The sequence below is a fragment of the Streptomyces sp. NBC_01352 genome, assembly GCF_036237295.1.
Classification (GTDB): domain Bacteria; phylum Actinomycetota; class Actinomycetes; order Streptomycetales; family Streptomycetaceae; genus Streptomyces; species Streptomyces plumbiresistens.
On the sequence record NZ_CP108354.1, the window covers coordinates 5,237,155 to 5,256,685 of the forward strand.

The 19,531-nt window shown below is 69.7% G+C and carries 20 protein-coding genes and 1 pseudogene; 8 read left to right on the forward strand and 13 right to left on the reverse strand.

Going from position 1 to position 19,531, the window contains the following annotated elements; all coding sequences use genetic code 11:
• Nucleotides 1-59 precede the first annotated feature (59 nt).
• The 8 genes from fbaA to OG252_RS24315 all read right to left on the reverse strand — a co-directional run bounded on the left by fbaA (nucleotide 60) and on the right by OG252_RS24315 (nucleotide 7,454).
• A complete protein-coding gene (fbaA, locus tag OG252_RS24280) occupies nucleotides 60-1,091 on the reverse strand; it encodes a class II fructose-bisphosphate aldolase (RefSeq protein WP_266436224.1) in 1,032 nt (343 codons plus the stop codon).
• 119 nt (nucleotides 1,092-1,210) lie between these two features.
• Nucleotides 1,211-1,759, reverse strand: coding sequence for an orotate phosphoribosyltransferase (pyrE, locus tag OG252_RS24285; RefSeq protein WP_266436226.1), 549 nt, complete (start codon nucleotides 1,757-1,759; stop codon nucleotides 1,211-1,213).
• A gap of 10 nt (nucleotides 1,760-1,769) precedes the next feature.
• Nucleotides 1,770-2,558: an aldose epimerase family protein gene (locus OG252_RS24290; protein WP_329338651.1), complete on the reverse strand. Its 789-nt coding sequence runs from the start codon at nucleotides 2,556-2,558 to the stop codon at nucleotides 1,770-1,772.
• Nucleotides 2,559-2,745: 187 nt separating this feature from the next.
• Nucleotides 2,746-3,555, reverse strand: a complete 810-nt coding sequence (locus OG252_RS24295) for an SRPBCC domain-containing protein (RefSeq protein ID WP_329338653.1) — start codon at nucleotides 3,553-3,555, stop codon at nucleotides 2,746-2,748.
• A 135-nt stretch (nucleotides 3,556-3,690) separates the two neighbouring features.
• On the reverse strand, nucleotides 3,691-5,328 hold the full coding sequence (locus tag OG252_RS24300) for a polyamine aminopropyltransferase (RefSeq protein ID WP_329338655.1): 1,638 nt from the start codon (nucleotides 5,326-5,328) through the stop codon (nucleotides 3,691-3,693).
• A gap of 190 nt (nucleotides 5,329-5,518) precedes the next feature.
• The gene (locus tag OG252_RS24305; protein ID WP_329338657.1) at nucleotides 5,519-6,079 is read right to left on the reverse strand and encodes a DUF2617 family protein; all 561 of its coding nucleotides are present in this window, start codon (nucleotides 6,077-6,079) and stop codon (nucleotides 5,519-5,521) included.
• A 428-nt stretch (nucleotides 6,080-6,507) separates the two neighbouring features.
• Nucleotides 6,508-6,861, reverse strand: a complete 354-nt coding sequence (locus tag OG252_RS24310) for a hypothetical protein (RefSeq protein WP_266436233.1) — start codon at nucleotides 6,859-6,861, stop codon at nucleotides 6,508-6,510.
• A gap of 179 nt (nucleotides 6,862-7,040) precedes the next feature.
• Complete coding sequence (locus OG252_RS24315; RefSeq protein WP_323186001.1) at nucleotides 7,041-7,454, reverse strand: tyrosine-type recombinase/integrase; 414 nt, start codon at nucleotides 7,452-7,454, stop codon at nucleotides 7,041-7,043.
• Between the two features lie 30 nt (nucleotides 7,455-7,484).
• Between OG252_RS24315 and OG252_RS24320 the strand changes: the two genes are divergently transcribed.
• From OG252_RS24320 to OG252_RS24335, 4 genes and pseudogenes are all read left to right on the forward strand, one after another.
• Nucleotides 7,485-7,607 (forward strand): hypothetical protein, encoded by a 123-nt coding sequence (locus OG252_RS24320; protein WP_323186002.1) that lies wholly within the window; start codon nucleotides 7,485-7,487, stop codon nucleotides 7,605-7,607.
• Nucleotides 7,583-7,926 (forward strand): annotated as a pseudogene (locus OG252_RS24325) (UTRA domain-containing protein); the annotation flags it as partial. The gene OG252_RS24320 and the pseudogene OG252_RS24325, both read left to right, overlap by 25 nt.
• 374 nt (nucleotides 7,927-8,300) lie before the next feature.
• A complete protein-coding gene (locus OG252_RS24330) occupies nucleotides 8,301-9,227 on the forward strand; it encodes a hypothetical protein (protein WP_266436235.1) in 927 nt (308 codons plus the stop codon).
• A 451-nt stretch (nucleotides 9,228-9,678) separates the two neighbouring features.
• Complete coding sequence (locus tag OG252_RS24335) at nucleotides 9,679-10,866, forward strand: pyridoxal phosphate-dependent aminotransferase (RefSeq protein WP_329338661.1); 1,188 nt, start codon at nucleotides 9,679-9,681, stop codon at nucleotides 10,864-10,866.
• 147 nt (nucleotides 10,867-11,013) lie between these two features.
• On the opposite strand, the gene OG252_RS24340 is transcribed toward OG252_RS24335, so the two are convergent.
• The gene (locus OG252_RS24340) at nucleotides 11,014-11,541 is read right to left on the reverse strand and encodes a YbjN domain-containing protein (protein ID WP_266436239.1); all 528 of its coding nucleotides are present in this window, start codon (nucleotides 11,539-11,541) and stop codon (nucleotides 11,014-11,016) included.
• 158 nt (nucleotides 11,542-11,699) lie between these two features.
• Here OG252_RS24340 and OG252_RS24345 point away from each other — a divergent pair, with 158 nt between their 5' ends.
• On the forward strand, nucleotides 11,700-12,191 hold the full coding sequence (locus tag OG252_RS24345; protein WP_329338663.1) for a hypothetical protein: 492 nt from the start codon (nucleotides 11,700-11,702) through the stop codon (nucleotides 12,189-12,191).
• A 93-nt stretch (nucleotides 12,192-12,284) separates the two neighbouring features.
• On the opposite strand, the gene clpB is transcribed toward OG252_RS24345, so the two are convergent.
• Nucleotides 12,285-14,882 (reverse strand): ATP-dependent chaperone ClpB, encoded by a 2,598-nt coding sequence (clpB, locus tag OG252_RS24350; protein WP_266436243.1) that lies wholly within the window; start codon nucleotides 14,880-14,882, stop codon nucleotides 12,285-12,287.
• A 132-nt stretch (nucleotides 14,883-15,014) separates the two neighbouring features.
• On the opposite strand from clpB, the gene OG252_RS24355 reads away from it, so the two are divergent.
• Complete coding sequence (locus OG252_RS24355) at nucleotides 15,015-15,428, forward strand: pyridoxamine 5'-phosphate oxidase family protein (RefSeq protein WP_329338664.1); 414 nt, start codon at nucleotides 15,015-15,017, stop codon at nucleotides 15,426-15,428.
• 235 nt (nucleotides 15,429-15,663) lie between these two features.
• On the opposite strand, the gene OG252_RS24360 is transcribed toward OG252_RS24355, so the two are convergent.
• Nucleotides 15,664-15,999: a hypothetical protein gene (locus OG252_RS24360; protein ID WP_266436247.1), complete on the reverse strand. Its 336-nt coding sequence runs from the start codon at nucleotides 15,997-15,999 to the stop codon at nucleotides 15,664-15,666.
• Nucleotides 15,996-16,211 (reverse strand): hypothetical protein, encoded by a 216-nt coding sequence (locus OG252_RS24365; protein WP_266436249.1) that lies wholly within the window; start codon nucleotides 16,209-16,211, stop codon nucleotides 15,996-15,998. Before OG252_RS24365 ends, OG252_RS24360 begins: the two co-directional genes overlap by 4 nt.
• 154 nt (nucleotides 16,212-16,365) lie before the next feature.
• Between OG252_RS24365 and OG252_RS24370 the strand changes: the two genes are divergently transcribed.
• Together OG252_RS24370 and OG252_RS24375 are read left to right on the forward strand one after the other, a co-directional pair.
• Complete coding sequence (locus tag OG252_RS24370) at nucleotides 16,366-17,376, forward strand: helix-turn-helix transcriptional regulator (protein WP_266436251.1); 1,011 nt, start codon at nucleotides 16,366-16,368, stop codon at nucleotides 17,374-17,376.
• The gene (locus OG252_RS24375; protein ID WP_329338667.1) at nucleotides 17,373-18,389 is read left to right on the forward strand and encodes a helix-turn-helix transcriptional regulator; all 1,017 of its coding nucleotides are present in this window, start codon (nucleotides 17,373-17,375) and stop codon (nucleotides 18,387-18,389) included. The genes OG252_RS24370 and OG252_RS24375 overlap by 4 nt, the downstream gene beginning before the upstream one ends.
• On the opposite strand, the gene OG252_RS24380 is transcribed toward OG252_RS24375, so the two are convergent.
• Nucleotides 18,352-19,422: a helix-turn-helix transcriptional regulator gene (locus OG252_RS24380; protein ID WP_266436255.1), complete on the reverse strand. Its 1,071-nt coding sequence runs from the start codon at nucleotides 19,420-19,422 to the stop codon at nucleotides 18,352-18,354. The genes OG252_RS24375 and OG252_RS24380 overlap by 38 nt on opposite strands.
• Between the last annotated feature and the right edge of the window lie 109 nt (nucleotides 19,423-19,531).

A 19,531-nucleotide genomic window follows, 5' to 3' on the forward strand; every position in this document is an offset into this window, starting at 1 on the left:
AGGTATACAGCGACCCCGGTGCAGTAGCACCGGGGTCGACGCAATCGTGATCGTGCGCGTTACTTGATCTTCGTGCCGCTGGAGCGCAGGTGTCCGCAGGCCTCGACGACGCGCGCGGCCATGCCGGCCTCGGCCAGCTTGCCCCAGGTGCGCGGGTCGTAGGTCTTCTTGGAGCCGACCTCGCCGTCGACCTTCAGGACACCGTCGTAGTTGCGGAACATGTGGTCGACGACCGGGCGCGTGAAGTGGTACTGCGTGTCGGTGTCGATGTTCATCTTGACGACGCCGTTCTCCAGCGCGGTCGCGATCTCCTCCGCGGTGGAGCCGGAGCCGCCGTGGAACACGAAGTCGAACGGCTGCGAGCCGGCCGGCTTGCCGTACTTGACGGCGACGCCCTCGTTCAGCTCCTTGAGCAGGTCGGGACGCAGGACCACGTTGCCCGGCTTGTACACGCCGTGCACGTTGCCGAAGGACGCGGCCAGCAGGTAGCGGCCCTTCTCACCGAGACCGAGGGCCTCGACGGTACGAACGGCGTCGTCGACCGTCGTGTACAGGGAGTCGTTGATCTCGTGCGAGACGCCGTCCTCCTCGCCGCCGGTCGGGGTGATCTCCACCTCGAGGATGATCCTGGCGGCGCGGGCGCGCTCCAGGAGCTCCTGGGCGATGGACAGGTTGTCGGCGAGGGTCTCGGCGGAGCCGTCCCACATGTGGGACTGGAACAGCGGGTTCTGCCCGGCCTTGACCCGCTCCTCGGACACGGCCAGCAGCGGGCGTACGTACCCGTCGAGCTTGTCCTTGGGGCAGTGGTCCGTGTGCAGGGCGACGGTGATGTCGTACTTCTTGGCGACGATGTGCGCGAACTCGGCCAGGGCGACCGCACCGGTCACCATGTCCTTGCTGTGCTGACCGCCCAGGAACTCGGCGCCACCCGTCGAGATCTGGATGATGCCGTCGCTCTCCGCCTCCGCGAAGCCGCGCAGGGCCGCGTGCAGGGTCTGGGAGGAGGTCACGTTGATGGCCGGGTAGGCGAACTTGCCTGCCTTCGCCCGGTCGAGCATCTCGTTGTAGACCTCGGGGGTTGCGATGGGCATCTGTCCGCTCCTTGGTATGCGGGTTGGCGTTCTGCTACTACGGCCCTGACCTAGACCTTGAGGGTGACGTCATCGTCGGCCCCATCTTTCCAGACTTGGGCGGATGGTCCATCCTGCGGTCAGTCCAGACCCAGCTCGTCCTTCGAGTACGCGAAGAGGTACGGGACACCCGCGCCCTGCTCGATCTTCTCGGCGGCCCCGGTCGCCCGGTCGACGATCGTCGCCACGGCGACGACCTCGGCACCGGCCTCGCGCACCGCCTCCACGGCGGCCAGCGGGGAACCGCCGGTGGTGGAGGTGTCCTCGACGACCAGCACCCGGCGGCCCGCGATCTCCGGGCCCTCGACCCGCCGCTGCAGCCCGTGCGCCTTCGCGGCCTTGCGTACGACGAAAGCGTCGAGCTTCCTCCCGCGAGCGGCCGCCGCGTGCAGCATCGACGCGGCGACCGGGTCGGCGCCCATGGTCAGCCCGCCCACCGCGTCGAACTCCAGGTCGGCGGTCAGGTCGAGCAGCACCTGCCCGACCAGCGGAGCGGCCTCCCCGTCGAGGGTGATGCGCCGAAGGTCGACGTAGTAGTCGGCCTCGAGACCCGACGACAGGGTCACCTTGCCGTGCACCACGGCCTTGTCCTTGATCTGCTGCAGCAGCTCGCCGCGTACGTCACTCATGCCTGTCAGCTTAGAGGCGACGCCAGGTCCAGGTGGTGGCGGCTTCGAGCGGCTCCAACGGCGTGACCAGGCGCGGCAGCGTGTTCAGCCCGTTGGGCGGGCCGGTCTGCGGCTCCACGCACACGGCCGCCTCCTGCTCGTCGTACACCACGACCCACTCCTCGCGGCTGGCCACCTTCAGCTCCAGCTGCCCCGGCCAGGTGAGCGTGACGTCGACACCGCCGGGCATGCCGAAGCAGTCGTCCCAGGGGCCGGGCTTCGGGTCGAGCCGGTTGCCGGTCGGCAGATGGTCCTCTCCGCGCTCCTCCTGCCAGGCGGGGCTGAAGTCCAGCTGTGCGTCCTCCTGCCCCAGGTTCCGGTTGAACCAGGGGTGCCAGCCGATCTGGGCCGGGAAGGACGAGTCGTACGTCTCCACGGACATGGTCAGCGTCAGGGCGTCCTCGGCGAGGGCGACGACCTGGGTGACGCGGCCCCGGTAGGGCCACGGCTCGACCAGGTCGTACGTGATGACCGCCTCGTCCCCGGTGACGCGGGCCGTGCGCCAGACGCCCTCGCGCACGGTGCCGTGGATGGCGTGCGGCGGGTTGTTGAGCGGCATCTGATGGACGGTCGCCCCGTCCCGGAACCGGCCGTCCCTGATCCGGCCGCACCAGGGAACCATCGGGAAGCAGCCGAACCGCTCGCCCTGCCGCAGGAGTTCGACCCCGCCGACACGGAGCCCTCCCACCCGGCCACCGTTCCCCGGCTGCACGATCACTTCCGCGTCACCCGCGGTCAGCCTGATGTCTTCGCTACTCACGTGACGACCCTACTGGGCTGATCAAGAGGGCGGGGCGAGTAGGACTCGCGTAGCCGCGGGGCACGCCGTACCGCCGCCGTAGCTGCGGGCAGTCGTGCCGCTGGGGCGGCACGGGTGGGCGCAGCGGCACCCCGCAGCGCCGGGCAGGCGACCCACCCCTCTCCAGCCCCCACGCCCGGGCCACTGTTCAGCGACGCCGACGCAACGCCCTGCCCACGACGATCGCCGAAGCCAGCACCACCGCCGCAGCGGGCGCAGCCCACCGCAGCGCCGAGTTCGCCCCGCCGGTGTGCGGCGCGGGAACAGGCGCGTACCGCCCCCGCGGCGGCGCGTGGTCGACCTCCTCCGCACTGCGCCCGATCATCGTCCGCCGCGCATGCGCCGCCTCGGCGGGCGGCACGACGGGCTCCGTGAGGTCTTCGGTCTCGAAGACGGAGGGGGGTTCAGGAACTGCTGCAGGCGCTTCCGGCTCGGGCGCTTGCGGCTCGGGCGCTTGCGGCTCGGGCGCTTGCGGCTCGGGCGCCTTCATGGCCTCCGGCTCCTGCGGCTCCTCCGCCGCAACGCCCAGATTCTCGGCGAACCGACTCAGCAGCCGTCCCACCGCCGATGCCACCGCGTCCGACGGAAGTTCCGTGACGCGGCCGTCCGCGGACGCCGTACCGTCAAACGTCACCGTGGAGCCGGAGCCGGAGCCGGAGTCCGAACTCTCGTCCGCCTCCCGGACACGAATGGTGAGCGCGAGCTTCACCGCCCCGGTGCCGCGCGCCTCGACGGCCTCGCCCTCGACGGCGTACGAGCCGTCGTCCTGCCCGGAGACCCGCACGGAGCCGCGGTAGGTGACGGAGTGACTGCCGACGCGCACTTTCAGCCGCCCCGCGATGGGTTCGGCACCGGCGTCCTGCTGGAGCCCGGGGACCGCCCGGGCGACCCGCGCGGGGTCGGCCAGCGCCTCCCTGAGCCGATCGACCGGAACCGGAACGAACACCTCATGCTCCATGTCAGCCGAGACTACCCAGTGAGCGCCGTAGTGCACCCCCGTTGGCCGAAAGTGCCCGCGCGTCGGTGCCGGCCCTCTTGCCGGCCTCCTCATCGGGCCCCTCACCGGCCCCCTTACGGGCCATACCGCCCGCCCTCAGTACCGCGGATGCACCAGCGTCGAAGCCGGCAACCCCTCCACCCTGCCCCTCGCGGCCGCCCGCGCGTCCGCCGCGAGGGTCGCCTGGGTCATCGTCCGCGGCCGCGGCCCGGCAGGGTCGAGCCGCAGGGCCGGCCGCTCGCCCGGTGCCGCGAGCACGAACCCCCAGTCGTGCGGGGCCCTGGACGCGCCGGCCGAGCGGTCGGGACCCGCGGCGAAACCGGAGTCGCGGCCGCCGACGCGGTAGGGGGCGGTGCGCAGGCCGGCCGCGCGCATGGTCGTGTCCACCGTCCAGAAGACGCGGGGACGGGAGGCGACCGGACCGGCGTGCACCGCCAGGCGGCCACCGTCCGCCAGCGTCTGCCGCGCCAGGCCGTAGAACTCCTGCGAGTACAGCTTCGTGCTCGCCGTGATGCCCGGGTCGGGCAGATCCGAGATCACCACGTCGTACGTCGCCGGCGGCGCCCCGCGCAGCCAGTGGAAGGCGTCCGCGGTTCTCACGTGGACGCGCGGGTCGCCGTAGACGTGGCCGTTGAGCCTGGCGAGGGCCGGGTCGCGGCGGGCGAGCCGGACGACCTCCTCGTCGATTTCGACGATGTCGACCCGGTGGACGCCCTCGTACCGCAGGACCTCGCGGGCGGCGAGTCCGTCGCCGCCGCCGAGGATGAGCACGCGCGCGTGCGGGCCGTTCATCGCGGGGTGGACCAGGGCCTCGTGGTAGCGGTACTCGTCGCGTCCGCTGACGCGGAGCCGGCCGTCGAGGAAGAGGTCGAGGGGGCGGCCGTCGGTGCCGCCGGTGAGGACGATCTCCTGGACGTCGCTCTGCAGCGCGACCCGTACGTCCTGGCCGTACACCGCGTGCCGCGCGGCCCGCTCGAAGTCGTCGACGAGGACGGCGGCCGTGGCGAGGACGGCGAACACGGCCACGTTGGTGAGCAGCAGGAACCAGCGGGCGCGGCGGGTCAGGTCGCGGCCGAACAGGCCGAGGACGAGCGCCCCGCCGGCGATGAGGTTGACCGTCCCGGTGAGCAGGGCGCCGGTCAACTGGCCCAGCAGCGGGAGCAACAGGAACGGGAAGGCCAGGCCGCCGACCAGTGCGCCCACGTAGTCCGCCGCGAACAGGTCGGCCACCGCACCGCCCGCGTCCTGGCGCCGGATGCGCTGGATCAGCTCCATCAGCAGCGGGACCTCGGCGCCGATCAGCAGGCCGATGGCCAGGGAGAAGGCGACCAGCAGGCAGCGGGGGCCGCTCACCCACAGGCCGCCCCAGTCGCCGGTCCAGGCGAAGACGGCGTACAGGGCCATCGCGCTGCACCCGCCGACCAGGGCGAGTGCCGCCTCCACCGCGCCGAAGGCGGCCGCCGCCCGCCATCGCAGCCGTTTGGCGGCGAGGGAGCCGATGCCCATCGCGAAGACCATGACGGACAGGACGACGGACGCCTGGGTGACCGAGTCTCCGATCAGATAGGTGGCGAGGGCGACGAGTTGGAGCTCGTACACCAATCCGCAGGACGCGCAGACGAAGACGCAGGTGAGGACGAGGAACCGGCCCGTGCCCGGGCGGACGGGCAGCCGCGCGGGGCCCGCCCAGGGCGGCGTGGTGCCGGGCGGGGCGGGCGCGTGCGGTTCGATCACGCTGCGACGTTACGTCACTGCAACGGAACGCTTCGTCACCCACACGTGTGGAACTTTCGGTCGGTTGAGCCGCCCGGGTTTGGATCCGGGCAGCCCCGATCGGGATCGGAACCACCCGGATTTCTGGATCCTCAGACGCCGGACGGGCCGAGTCGGGGCCCTCAGTCGCCGACGGACTGAGTCGGGATCCTCAGACGCCTGACGGACTGAGTCGGGCCTGGCGTGGGCCGAGTTGAGCCGCCGGCGCCACCCGCACCCCCACCCGCGTCCGCGTGGCCACCAGGTGTCCGTCCTGCGGGTAGGCATGCCAGGTCCGCCAGTGCACGTGTCCCTCGTGGCGCTGGGCCAGCAGGGCCGTGAAGGCGTGCGGGCTGCCGGGAAAGACGCCCGCGAGGCCGTGCGGATGGTCGGCGACCAGGGCCAGCAACTCCTGGGCGCGGCCCGCGAAGGAGCCGGGCGAGAGGACCTCGACCCGGGCCGCGAACTCGTACTCCCAGTCGCCCACCCGCTTGGCCACGCCCAGCGGCAGCGGTGTGCTGCTGCCCGGGATGCACGCGACCGTCTCCGAACAACTGCCCCGTTCCTCCTCCAGGAGCACCTGGTGGGATGCGCCGAGGAGTCTCAACTGAAGCTGTGCGCCCGCCAGTTCGAGGTCGAGCGTGGCCAGGGCGGGGAGCGGTTCGCGCCCCAGGGCCCAGGCGAGGTCGGCCGCGCGCGTGTCGGTGTAGGAGGTCTTCAGGGTCGTGAGCATGGGTCGGCTCCGCTAGCACGCAAAGAAAGGGAGGTGTGGGTCCGGCGCACCCCGGTCGGCACCCGGGAATTCGGCCCGGTCGGCCCAGTCGGAGTGTTGGGTCGGTGTCCGCGGGATGTCCTGCCGACAGCGCCCGGGGGCCGCGTTGGTGATTTAGAGGGAATCATGAACTGTGGCGCCGCCACAGGGTTTTTACCCAACTTCGTGGGGTTTCCATCCCTCAGAGGGCTCCACAGCTCAACTGTTCAACCACGGCGTGCGCCGGGGCGGCCGGAGCGTGCGCCGGAGCTCTGTTATGCACACCGGGCGCGGCACACGGGACGGGGGCGCGGTGACCGACCCGGTCGGTCACCGCGCCCCCGTCTCCCCCGCTTCCCCCGTGCCCCCCGTGCGGATGCGGTTCCTCCTCGGAGCTCAGCTGCCCCGTGTCAGCTGCCTCCTCCTCCGCATCCGCCCCCGCCGCCACCGCAGGACGAGGAGCCGCCCCCGCAGGACGACGAGCTGCCACTGCCGCAGGAGTGGCCGCCGGACGAACCGCCGTCGCGCGACGAACCGCCGTCGGACGACCCCGAGCCGCTGTCGCCGATGCCGGCCATGCCGCTCGCGACCCACCAGCTGCTGTCACCGGCGCTGCTGTTGTGGCTGCCGCCCGACGACCGCCGGCCGTGGCCACCACCGCGGCCCGCCGGTCGTACGGTACGGCGCCGGCGGCCCGCGCCGATGGCGATGAGCGTCCCGACAAGGACGAAGCAGACGATCGCCAGGATGATGCCGATGACCATGGCGTCACCCTCCTTCCGATTCCCCCGAAGCGGCCCCCCGTGGGCGCCTCGCTTGGTGCGTGCCGTGGAGATGCCCCTCTGTCTCCCCGCCCAAAGCAGAGTTGAGGAACCTCAGAGGGTTCTCTCTGGCCAACGGCCCCTGACCTGCACAGAAGGGCAGGTCAGGGGCCGTCCGTGCCTCACTGGGCCGTCTGTGGGCCGTGATCTTCCTGGGGGACGGGCTGAAACACCATGTCGATGGCGCGGCGGGCACGCTGCCGACTGTCGGGCATCAGGTGGGCGTACACCCGCAGCGTCAACCCGGGGTCGGCGTGTCCCATGTACTCGCTGACGGCCTTGATGTTCTCTCCCGCGTCCAGCAAAGCGGAGGCATAGAAGTGCCGGAGGGCGTGCATCCCGTGCTCGCGCGCCGACTCGTGCTTCCCGTTCTCATCCGCTTCCGGCGAGATGAACCCCGCGGCCGCGAGAGCGGGCTTCCACTCCTTGCCGTTGAAGTTGCTCCGCCACACCATGCCCCCTTGCTCCGCCGTGAAGATCAGCCGGGCGGACACCTTCGGGCCCTCCGGCACGTCCCACGGCAACGTGATTTCCATGGGCCGCCCTTGGGTAGGGGCGAACACCGGATGCCCTTCCACCTGCTTGATCTGCCGAACCACATGGAGCGTGCGCCCGTCGGCGTCGATGACGTCCTCCGCCAGTCCAACAACGAGCAGACGCAGACCGCCGCACCGATCGCGCGGAGCTGAGCTGTGTCGAGGCGGACAACCTCATAGCGGAGGGGCGGGGTGTCCCCGTCGGCTACGAGGTGTACGCACGCGCCTGGCTCGTAAAGGAAGGCGTGCAACCGACTCACACGCCTGACCAGCTACTACGAGCCGGAGCACGTCGAGGGGACGCGCATTGTCGACCCCGCCGCACGGCCCAGCTGCGGGTACCGGGTCCTCTACGACGCCGGATACGAGATCGACCCCATGAGAGAGGGCACTGTCTGCCCGCGTCCCGACGGCGGACGAGGTGCAACTCCTACAGCACCCATCCAGTGAGCCCGTAGTCGAGCTGCCCCGGCCTCCTGATGGCCGCGTTCCCGGATCGGGTAACGCGACGCTCAGCAGTGCTCTCACCGCTCGTGGGTTCGTGCGCCTATGCCACTTCTCGGAGAGCGGCCTTCGGCGGTATCGCACTCGCTTCGCACCTCCGGACTCGGGTGAACCGCACCTCACGTATAACGGTGGTCCTGCGGCCGTGATAGCGGTATTTGAGTCCGTCCGACCCTGACATGCGCCGGAGCCGTGGGCTCGGCATGGAACCCGGCTCCACGGCACCCTGCCCGGCGGAACACAGCCCCACGGAACCTCCAACCAGCGCAACGCTTAACCCGTTTGGCGCCATTTAAGCCGCCAGCAAATGCGGGTCCTGAGATAGCGGGCTATCAAGTAGTTATGCAGCAGCAGCCCCGAGATCCACCGGCCAGAGAGCCCACCGATTGGCAGTTGCTCCTAGCGTTCGGCGCTGGACTAGTGGGTCTATTTTTCGTCCTGCTGAATGCCGGATATGTTCACTTCTATGAGGAATTGAGTGTACGCCCCGAAGAAGTGGGGCTTGATCGTGTAGGCGTATTGGCTCGAACGGCCGGAATTGCACTCACCGTCTCCGTTGTAGTGTCTGCCGTGATTGCCATCACCTACTCCATCCCTCTCTTTAAAGGGTTTTTTATCGGGTTCTTTCTACTGAGTCACAAATTGTCGCTCTTCATCTTCTACGCAGCCTTTGCCGGATTGTACGTCTACGCTTACGTCGCGGATCACTATTGGGTGCAGGGTATTGTAATTCCGTTCCTCTTGATCCTCTTCTGCTTTGCATTCTTCACGCTTCGTAAGCGTATTGGGCCACTAGTTATCGTGCCTAGCATCGTCGCCGGAGTGGTCGCCCTCTGCTTTATCATGCGAGCCGAGTATCACGCAGTCGAATTCCGACTGACGCACGTCGCAAATGGGCGTCCAGTCGCGCCGGTCAAGCTGCTCAACTTCCCCATTCTCGATATTACCGCTGAGCCTGCCCAGATCACCCTACTGAACAACGGCGAAAAACTCCCCCCCGAACTCAAGGACCCCTACTTACTGTTTCTCGGAAAGGGCCCCTCCGGAGTGGCGCTAGTCGGTTGCGGCAATACCATTATCATGCCATCAGATACAATCTCGCTCCGCACCGGGACAGGCATTGACTTTCAGAATTCCAAGAATTGGCGAGATCAAGAAACGGCAAAGTTGCGGTGGACATTCTGCCAGTGTGTACACGCTGATGCGGACGGCTGTGAGCGCTTGATGCATGGTGAGTCTGGTCCTGGTCGGCCCCCTAAACCAGGCTGAGACTCGGGTGCACTTCGCCGTACGACGGGAGTCACCCGCGCACCACGCGATCGACGTTGAGGCGTTGAGATCCTGGTCCGTCAGTCGACGGTGGGAACTCCTTACAGCGGTGCTCAGCTGATCGTCCGTGGACTTGTTCCACCTGATCTGCCATGCGCGCGGCCATGCCCTGCTGCGTCATCTAGGTCCCAAGCGGCCTGAGCCATGTGCGCCACGGACGGCGACGGCAGTGGGGCGCAGATGCGCCACACGCCAAACCACAAGCTCTCGGGCAGCCCCGCCCACTCCCTGACGGGCTGGGCCGTCTGGGGGCCGTCCGAGGGCGGCCAACGACGACAGATGACGACAATCGACGACAGCGCTCCCCCCTGCTCAGAGACGGCGCCGTGGATTCCGGCGCGGGTGCTCACCCCCGAAGGTGAGTTGAGGAACTCCAGAGCTTGGGCGGAGGATGACCGGCATGACCTCCAGCGCACGCCCCCTCCTCAACCGTCGGCTCGCCGAGTTCGGGACGACGATCTTCGCCGAGATGTCCGCCCTGGCCCTGCAGACCGGGTCGATCAACCTGGGCCAGGGCTTCCCCGACACGGACGGGCCCGAGGAGATCAGGGAGGCGGCCGTGCGGGCGCTGCGCGACGGCCGCGGCAACCAGTACCCGCCGGGCCCGGGCGTCCCCGAGCTGCGGACGGCGATCTCCGCGCACCAGGAACGCCGGTACGGCCTGTCGTACGACCCCGACACCGAGGTCCTGGTCACGGCCGGCGCCACCGAGGCCATCGCCGCCGCGCTGCTCGCGCTGGTCGAGCCCGGTGACGAGGTCGTCGCCCTCGAGCCGTACTACGACTCCTACGCGGCCTGCATCGCGATGGCGGGCGGCACGCGCGTGCCGGTCACCCTGCACCCGTACGAGGGAAGTTTCCGCCTCGACCTCGACGAGCTGCGCGCCGCCGTCACCGACCGCACCCGGCTGCTGCTGATCAACACCCCGCACAACCCGACCGGCACCGTCCTCACCCGCGAGGAGCTCACCGCGATCGCCGAGCTGGCGGTGGAGCGGGACCTGCTCGTGGTGACGGACGAGGTGTACGAGCACCTGGTCTTCGACGAGGCCGAGCACGTGCCGCTGGCGACCCTCCCGGGGATGCGCGAGCGGACGGTGTCGATCGGCTCGGCCGGCAAGACGTTCTCGTTCACCGGCTGGAAGGTGGGGTGGGTGACGGCGGCTCCGGGGCTGGTGGCGGCCGTCCGCTCGGCGAAGCAGTACCTGACGTACGTCGCCTCGGGGCCCTTCCAGTACGCCGTCGCCGAGGCCCTCGCCCTCCCCGACAGCTACTTCACCGCGTTCCGCGACGACATGCTCGCCAAGCGGGACCTGCTGGCCACGGGCCTTACGGAGGCGGGCTTCCAGGTGTTCCGGCCCGCGGGCACCTATTTCATCACCACCGACATCCGCCCCCTCGGCGAGAAGGACGGCTTCGCCTTCTGCCGCGCCCTGCCCGAGCGAGCGGGCGTCGTCGCCATCCCGAACGCCGTCTTCTACGACCACCGGGAGGCGGGCGCGCCCTTCGTACGGTTCGCGTTCTGCAAGAAGACGGGGGTGCTGGAGGAGGCGGTACGGCGTCTGAAGACGCTCGCGTAGGGCGCGCGGCCCGCTGCTCCCCGCGAACTGCGAACTGCGAACTGCGAGAGCCCGGCCCTGGCACGCGACCGTGGTGGTCGGCGCCCTGGCCGGGCTCTCTTTCGCCGCTACGGGCGGTACAGGCCGTTAGTTACGGGCCCGGGGGACCTACTCGTCCTCTTCGGGCTTCTCCGCGTCGTTGACCTCCTGCTCGAGGCCCAGCTGCTCGACGAGCCACTTGTCGAACTCGATGGCGGCCCGCACCCAGCTGACCGTGGACGAGACGAAGTGCTCCAGGCTGACGCCGGTGCCGATCAGCATCTGCGCCTCGCCGATCAGACGGACGGTGCCGTCGTCATGCGTGTGCGTGTAGACCTTGGGCCACAGGGTGCGCCGGTTCCAGTCGTCGATGGACTCCAGCAGCAGAGGCTTCTCGTCGATCTTGTGGGGGCGGTCGTAGAACGTCCGCACCGAGAAGACCTGCTGGTCTCCCTCACCACGGAACATGAAGTACGTGCGGAACTGCTCCCACGGCGCCGCGAGGTCACCCTCGTCGTCGACGACATACTTCAGCTCCATCTGGTCGAGGAGCTGCTTCACGAGGTCCTGATCCGGGACGACGGGGCCCGCCGGACCTGACGGCTGCGGCTCGGGCTGGCCCCCGAAGTTCGGAATCGAGGACGGGTCGATGGTCACCGTGATTTTCCCTTCGTACGGATCCTGCCATCCTCCCCCATGCGGGGAGGGGGGTGGCAAGCCCAGGCGAGTCTGTGAGCCCCCGGCTGACATGATCCGGTCAGCAGGAAGCAGAGGCCGGAAGCAGGTACCGACAGGTACCCGACGGAGGGGAACTCATGACGCGGAGCGGCGACGAACCCGTGACGGAGCCGAGGACGCCCGGCAGGACCCGCTGGGGCGTGTTCGCGGCCATTCTGGCGTTACCGGCCCTCCTCGTGGCCGTAGCGCTCGTGCTGCTCCTCCTGTGGCTGTTCACGGACGACACCGCACGGACCGGGGTCGAGAAGGCACCCTGCGCCGAGGCGCTGGCCTTCGGCGGGGCGGAGCTGCCCTCCGGCGCGGACGACACCGCCTGCGAGGTGCAGTCCGGCATTGACACCCGCTACGACGCCCGCTTCCGTATGCCCCGCGACGAGGTGCGGGACTGGCTGGCGGCCACGTACCGGGACGGGCCCGAGCCGCGGACCTCGCAGTGCGGCGAGGCCACGGCCGACCTCTGCCTGAACCTGGGCCACGGGGAGTCCGGCGGCAACGGCGCCGTACAGGTGGACATCACTCACGACGGGCCCAACTGGTCCCGGGTGCGGTTCGTGGCGTTCACCCTATGACCGAGCCCGTGGCCGTGGCCGTAGCCGTAGCCGTAGCCGTAGCCCGGGCGGGGGCCGGAAAGACCGGCATCCCCGCCCGTGTCGTCCGTCCGTTCAGAGCGTCTTGCCAGTCGACGGCCCGACGATCAGGCCGTCCCCGAAGACGTCCACCCGGACCGTGTCGCCGTCCTTGATCTCGCCGGAGAGGATCTCCTTGGCGAGCCGGTCGCCGATGGCGGTCTGGACGAGGCGGCGCAGCGGGCGGGCGCCGTAGGCCGGGTCCATGCCCTCGGTCGCGAGCCAGGCCAGGGCGTCGTCGCTGACCTCCAGGGTGAGCCGGCGCTCGGCGAGGCGCACCGCGAGGCGGTCGATCTGGAGGCGGGCGATCCGGCTCAGCTCGTCCTTCGTCAGGGCCGAGAAGACGACCAGGTCGTCGAGCCGGTTGAGGAACTCGGGCTTGAAGGAGGACCGGACCACCTCCAGCACCTGCTCCTTCTTCTCCGCCTCGCTCGTGATCGGATCGACCAGGAACTGACTGCCCAGGTTCGAGGTGAGGACCAGGATCGTGTTGCGGAAGTCCACCGTTCGGCCCTGGCCGTCCGTCAGGCGGCCGTCGTCCAGCACCTGGAGGAGGATGTCGAAGACCTCCGGGTGCGCCTTCTCGACCTCGTCGAGCAGGACGACGCTGTACGGCCGCCGCCGCACCGCCTCGGTGAGCTGGCCGCCCTCCTCGTAACCGATGTAGCCGGGGGGCGCGCCGACGAGACGCGAAACAGTGTGCTTCTCGCCGTACTCGCTCATGTCGATGCGGACCATCGCCCGCTCGTCGTCGAACAGGAAGTCGGCGAGGGCCTTGGCCAGTTCGGTCTTGCCGACGCCGGTGGGGCCGAGGAAGAGGAAGGAGCCGGTCGGGCGGTCGGGGTCCGCGATGCCGGCGCGGGTGCGCCGTACGGCGTCCGACACGGCCTGCACGGCCTCCGTCTGCCCGATGAGGCGACGGCCCAACTCCTCCTCCATGCGCAGGAGTTTCTGCGTCTCGCCCTCCATGAGGCGCCCGGCGGGGATGCCGGTCCAGGCGGCGACGGTGTCGGCGATGTCGTCGGCGCCTACCTCCTCCTTGACCATGGTGTCCTTGGAGGCCTCCTCCTCGGCCTGCGAGGCGGCCTCCAGGTCCCGTTCCAGGGTGGGGATCTCGCCGTACAGCAGCTTGGAGGCGGTGTCGAAGTCGCCGTCGCGCTGGGCCCGTTCGGCCTGGCCGCGCAGTTCGTCGAGCTTCTCCTTCAGCTCGCCGACGCGGTTGAGGGACTGCTTCTCCTTCTCCCAGCGGGCGGTCAGGCCCCGCAGTTCCTCCTCCTTGTCGGCGAGATCGCGCCGCAGCCGCTCCAGCCGCTCGCGCGAGGCCGGGTCGGTCTCCTTGACCAGCGCGAGCTCCTCCATCTTCAGCCGGTCGACACCGCGCTGGAGTTCGTCGATCTCCAGGGGCGAGGAGTCGATCTCCATGCGGAGGCGGGAGGCCGCCTCGTCGACCAGGTCGATGGCCTTGTCGGGGAGGAAGCGGGAGGTGATGTACCGGTCGGAGAGCGTCGCGGCCGCGACCAGCGCGCTGTCCGCGATCACGACCTTGTGGTGGGCCTCGTAGCGGCCCTTGAGCCCGCGCAGGATGGCGATGGTGTCCTCGACGCTCGGCTCGGCGACCAGCACCTGCTGGAAGCGGCGCTCCAGGGCGGGGTCCTTCTCGATCCGCTCGCGGTACTCGTCGAGCGTCGTGGCACCGACCATGCGCAGCTCACCGCGGGCGAGCATGGGCTTGAGCATGTTGCCGGCGTCCATGGAGGAGTCCCCGCCGGCTCCGGCGCCCACGACGGTGTGCAGCTCGTCGATGAAGGTGATGACCTGCCCGTCGGAGTCCTTGATCTCCGCGAGGACGGTCTTCAGCCGCTCCTCGAACTCACCGCGGTACTTCGCCCCGGCGACCATGGCGCTGATGTCGAGCGCGACGAGCCGCTTGTTCTTGAGGGACTCGGGCACGTCGCCCTTGATGATCCGCTGGGCGAGCCCTTCGACCACGGCGGTCTTGCCGACGCCGGGCTCACCGATGAGCACGGGGTTGTTCTTGGTCCGGCGGGACAGCACCTGCACCACGCGGCGGATCTCCTGGTCCCGCCCGATGACGGGATCGAGCTTGCCCTCCCGCGCGGCGGCGGTGAAGTCGGTCCCGAACTTCTCCAGGGCCTTGTACTGGCCCTCGGGATCGGCGGTGGTCACGCGGCGTCCTCCCCTTGCCTTCTGGAAGGCCTCCGACAGCTTCTTCGCCGTGGCCCCCTGCCCGGAGAGTACGTCCCCGGCCGGGCCGCCCTTCGCGGCGATCCCGATCAGCAGGTGCTCGGTGGAGAGGTACTCGTCCCCGAGGTCCTTGGCCCGCTCCTGGGCGTCCGCGATCACGGCGAGCAGTTCGCGGTTGGGCTGCGGGGGCGCGACGGTGGACCCGGTCACGCTGGGCAGCGAGGCCAGCACCTTCTCCGCGCCGACCCGCACGGCGGCCTGGTCGGCGTCGACGGCGGCCAGCAGATCGACGATGTTCTCGTTCTCCTGCCCCTGCAGCAGCGCCAGCAGCAGATGGGCCGGGGTGAGGTCCGGGTGCCCCTCGGTCACGGCCCGGTTGCCGGCCGCGTTGATGGCGTCCCGGCTCCGGTTGGTCAGCTCGGCGTCCACGTTCGCTGTCTCCTCCTCGGCGTCCTTGCGTCAGCCGTCCCGTCTCACAGTGACTCAATCAACGTACACAAAGTTGAGTCTATTCCACTCAAGGTGTCCGGTGGGGGTCCTGGACCGGCTAACTTCCGGACCATGGCCGCATACCCTCAGGACCCGGGTGCCCCGGACGCGCCGTACCTCAGCTTCTGGCGCGAACGGCATCTGTGCACCCTGACGACACCACGCCCGGACGGCAGCCCGCACGTAGTACCGGTCGGAGTGACATACGACCCCGAGGGCCGTCTGGCTCGGGTGATCGCGGACAAGAAGAGCACCAAGGTCCGCAACATCCTGGCGGCGGGACCGGCGGGCACTCCGGTCGCGGTCTGCCAGGTCGACGGCCGCCGCTGGGCCACGCTGGAGGGGCGGGCGTTCGTGCGCACGGAGGCGGCACAGGTCGCGGAGGCGGAGCGCCGCTACGAGGAGCGCTACGGGCACGCACCGCGTCCGAACCCGACGCGGGTGGTCATCGAGATAGCGCTGACGCGGGCGATGGGGCGGGGGTGAAGGGCCGAGCCCAGGAACCCTGGGGACCGGGCGAGCGAAAGAGGACGAGCGGTCGGTCTTTGAGGGCCGCCGAAGATCGCCCCGTACGCAAGATCGACTGCTTTCGGCCACACCTCGATTCGCCCGATACCCGGAAATGTCCCGCAAAACTGCAGCGGCGTCACCGTGTTCAGGTCACGGTGACGCCGCTGCGGGGGGAAGCACCTGAGCGATCTGTTACGACGGGGGAATCGCGTCAGGCACTGCGGGGGGTGGCTGAGATGGTCCTTACGGGCGGAGTGTCCGACTCCACCAGTCGATGGTCCCGCTGGTCCAGGTTCACAAAGATCATTCCGTACCGAATGGCACACCGCACAGGCTGCGGCGCGCCCCGGGGCTTCCTCAGGCACCGGTAGGCCCGTACGTCCTCGTCCTCGTCGCGCGTCACGACGACCGGCTCACCGAAGACGGTCACCATCAGCGAGTCACCGGCGTGGGGGATCGCGGTGACGAGGTCGATGAAGTGCCAGCCCGAGCGGTAGGCCGTGGCCATTTCGCGGCGGAAGGAGCGGTCGTCGGGTGGAGTGGTCATGCGTCCGCGCCCGCCGGGGTGGACCAGCCGACGTCGCCGTTGGTACCGAGGGGGGTCCCCCAGCCGACGTCCTCGCTGGCACCGGCGACGGTCGCCCAGCCGACGTCCTTCACCGCGGCCTTGCTCGCCTCTCCAGTGGGACTCGCCCAGCCGACGTCGAGAGGACCGGCCATACCGCTGGCCAGCGCAACAACGAAGGCAGTGGCAAGCACCGAGCGAAGCATTCTCTTTTTCATAGTCGGCTTCGTCCTCACTTGATGGCTTCCTCTCCCCCGTGAAACAAGACGATGGCTCATTCAGGCACGTCAATGCCACACAAGAGATGCATCATGTTCCTGCACGTTCAGGACCCTGGGGGGTGGAGATTTGCCATCGAAGAGTACAAAAGGGATACATCCACATGGCATAGCCGACCTATGTGCGGAAGGTGCGCGTATTTATGCCACCGCTCTCGGCGCCGGACGCGTCTCTCGCCGTGAGGTCGAGCCTGCCCCATGTCTGCTCGAGTTCGCGCTGCTCCACCCCGACCCGGACGACGCCCAGTGGCTCCGGCCGGTTCCGCCGTCCGTCGTGCTGGCTCAGCAACTCCAGCCCCTGGAACGCGAGATCCAGGACCGCCGCCGGCTCACCCTCGACCTCGCGGGCACCTTCCAGCCGTTCCTGGAGATCAGTGCCCAGAAACCCGCCACCACGCACGCCATCACCGTGCTGGAAGGCATCGACCGCATCCACTCGGCGCTCGACGTGGCGATCGCCGAGGCCCGCACCGAAGTCCTGACGGTCCAGCCCGGCGGCAGCCGGCCGGAGCACATCCTCAGCCAGGCACTGAAGCGCAGCAAGCCACTGATCGAGCGCGGCATCTCCATGCGCACCCTGTACCAGCACACGGTCCGGCACAGCCAGAGCACCTACGCCTACATGGACAAGATGGCCGGCGCCAAGGTGGAGATCCGCACGCTCGAGGAACTCATCGAGCGGCTCATCATCTGCGACTCCACGGTCGCCTTCATCCCCGCCCAGGACGACCGGACGGTCGCCCTGGAACTGCGCCACCCCGGTCTCGTGCAGTACCTCATCAAGGTCTTCGAGCAGCTCTGGCAGCGAGCGACCCCCCTCATGGACGAGGTCCGGTACGAATCGACGCCCGAGGGCATCACCGGCGTCCAGCGGACCATCGCCAAGCTCCTCATCGACGGCCACGTGGACGAGGCGATCGCACGGCGCCTCGGCATGAACGTCCGCACCTGCCGCGCCCACATCGCCAAGCTCGCCGCGGCGCTGGGCAGCGGGAGCCGCGCACAACTCGGCTTCCTCATCGCGCAGTCGGGGATCCTGGACCAGGACCACGCGGGCCCGAAGGAAGACGGCCATCCGTGAGCGAGGCACACGCCCCCACGACCGCGACGGAGGAAGCCGGCGCGCCGCACCAGGAGCACGGAGTGGAAGACCTGTGCGTGGCGGCGAGGGAGCTGTACGAGGCCGCCCTGCGCGAAGGGCACGTGAGCGCGGCCGACGCGGAAGCGGCGCCCTGTCTGGTCGACTTCGGGCTCCTGCACCCCGCGGTCGAGGACCTGAACCGGCTGGAGCCCGTCCCTCCGGCCGTCGCCCTGCACCGGATGCTGCGCACCACGGCGGGCCGCATCGCCGACGAACGCCGGCGCGAGCAGCGGCTGGCCGAGACCTTCGAGCCGCTCATGCGGATCGACGGGCGGCACACGGCGACCGCGGACCTGCCGGGCATCACCGTCCTCGGCGGACTCGACCGGATCAACGAGGCCATCACCAAGGCCATGGCGGACGCCTCCCGCGAACTGCTCGCCATCCAGCCCTACGACGGCCGGAATCCCGCCGCCCGCCTGGCCCAGAGCCTGGGCCGCGACCAGGCCCTGCTCGATCGCGGCGGCCGCATCCGCACCCTCTACCAGCACACGCAGCGCCACTCCCCCGCCGTGATCGCCCGCTACGAGCAGCTGAACGGCGACGCCGAGGCACGCACCCTCGACCAGGTCACCGAGCGCCTCGTCGTGATCGACCACGCGGTCGCCTTCGTCCCGGCCAGCAAGGACCGCGGGCTCGCCCTGGAAGTCCGCCACCCGGCGCTCGTCGACTTCTTCGCCACCACCTTCGACCGCCTCTGGCACCTGGCCACGCCCATGTACCCGCAAGCGGTCCAGCAGGTCACCCTGAACGGCATCACCCCCCGCCAGCGGGCCATAGCCGCCCTCCTGGTCGAAGGCCACACCGACGCCGTCATAGCCGACCGCCTCGGCCTGAACATCCGCACCGCCCGCGAGCACATCGCCAAACTCGCCTCGACTCTCGGCAGCGAGAGCCGGGCGCAGCTCGGTTACCTCATCGGACGGTCCGGGATCCTTGATCAGGAAGGGTGAGCGACGCCGTCGGCGGTCCCGAGCCCGCCGCCGCCGCTGCCACGTCCGCCGGACGGGACGTACCGTCGAGGCCCACCTGGGCGATGCGGACGCCCAGTTGCGTACGGCTGGCCGCGCCGAGGGTCTCCGACAGCCGGGCGATGTGCGCCCGGCAGGTCCGGACGCTGATCCCGAGCCGTTCCGCGATCACCGCGTCCTGGTGGCCCTCCGCGAGCAGCGCCGCGATGGACTGCTCGCGGTGCGAGATGCCCTTGATGCCGGTGTCGGGGAGGGGGGCGGTCAGCGGGATCGCGAGGCGCCACAGGCGTTCGAAGACCGTGACCAGGTACTGCACCAGGGCCGGATGCCGTAGCTCCAGGGCCAGGGTGCGGTCCGGGTTCGCCGGGATGAAGGCGACCGTGCGGTCGAAGAGGATGAGGCGGTCGATGACCTCGTCGAGCGTCCGCGCCTGGACCGTGCCGCCCATCAGTTCCAGGTAGTTGAGCAGGCCCTGCCCGTGCCGGGCCACGTGCGTGTACAGATCGCGCATGCGAACGCCCCGGCCGCGCAGCGCCAACGCCCGGTGCAGGCCCTCCGTCAGCTCGTGCTCGGGGCGGATGCCGCCGGGCTGGACGGTCAGGACCTCCGTCGTGCACGCCTCCGTCGCCTCGTCCATCGCGGCCTGGATGCGGGAGAGTCCGTCGAGGACGCGGATCGCGCCGCCCTCGGCGGTGGCCGCCTGCCGCTGCGGTCCCAGACCCGCGTACCACTCGAAGGCCGCGACCGCCGAGCCCACCCGCCGCTGACTGGTGCTGACCTCGTCGTACAGCCCGCGCAGCAGCCGTGTCATGACCTCCTGGGGTGCCGTCGGCACCAGCCAGGTCATGTCGTCGGGGTCCGGGTGGAGCAGGGCCAGGTCCAGCAGGCAGGGCACCGGCTCGGCATCCTCGCGCGGCACGCGGCCCCGCCGCACGGCCCGGGAATACACGCGATCCCCGGCCTCGCACAGTCGGTCGGCACCATGTGGATGCTCATCCGCCCCGTGCCCGGCCATCGCCCATCCCACCCCCGGTTCCAGCGTCTTCCGCAGCGCAACTATGCGCGGACCCGACCCGCTCCGCAACACGGCTCCTCCCGCCTCAGCAGGGAGAAAACACCGGTAT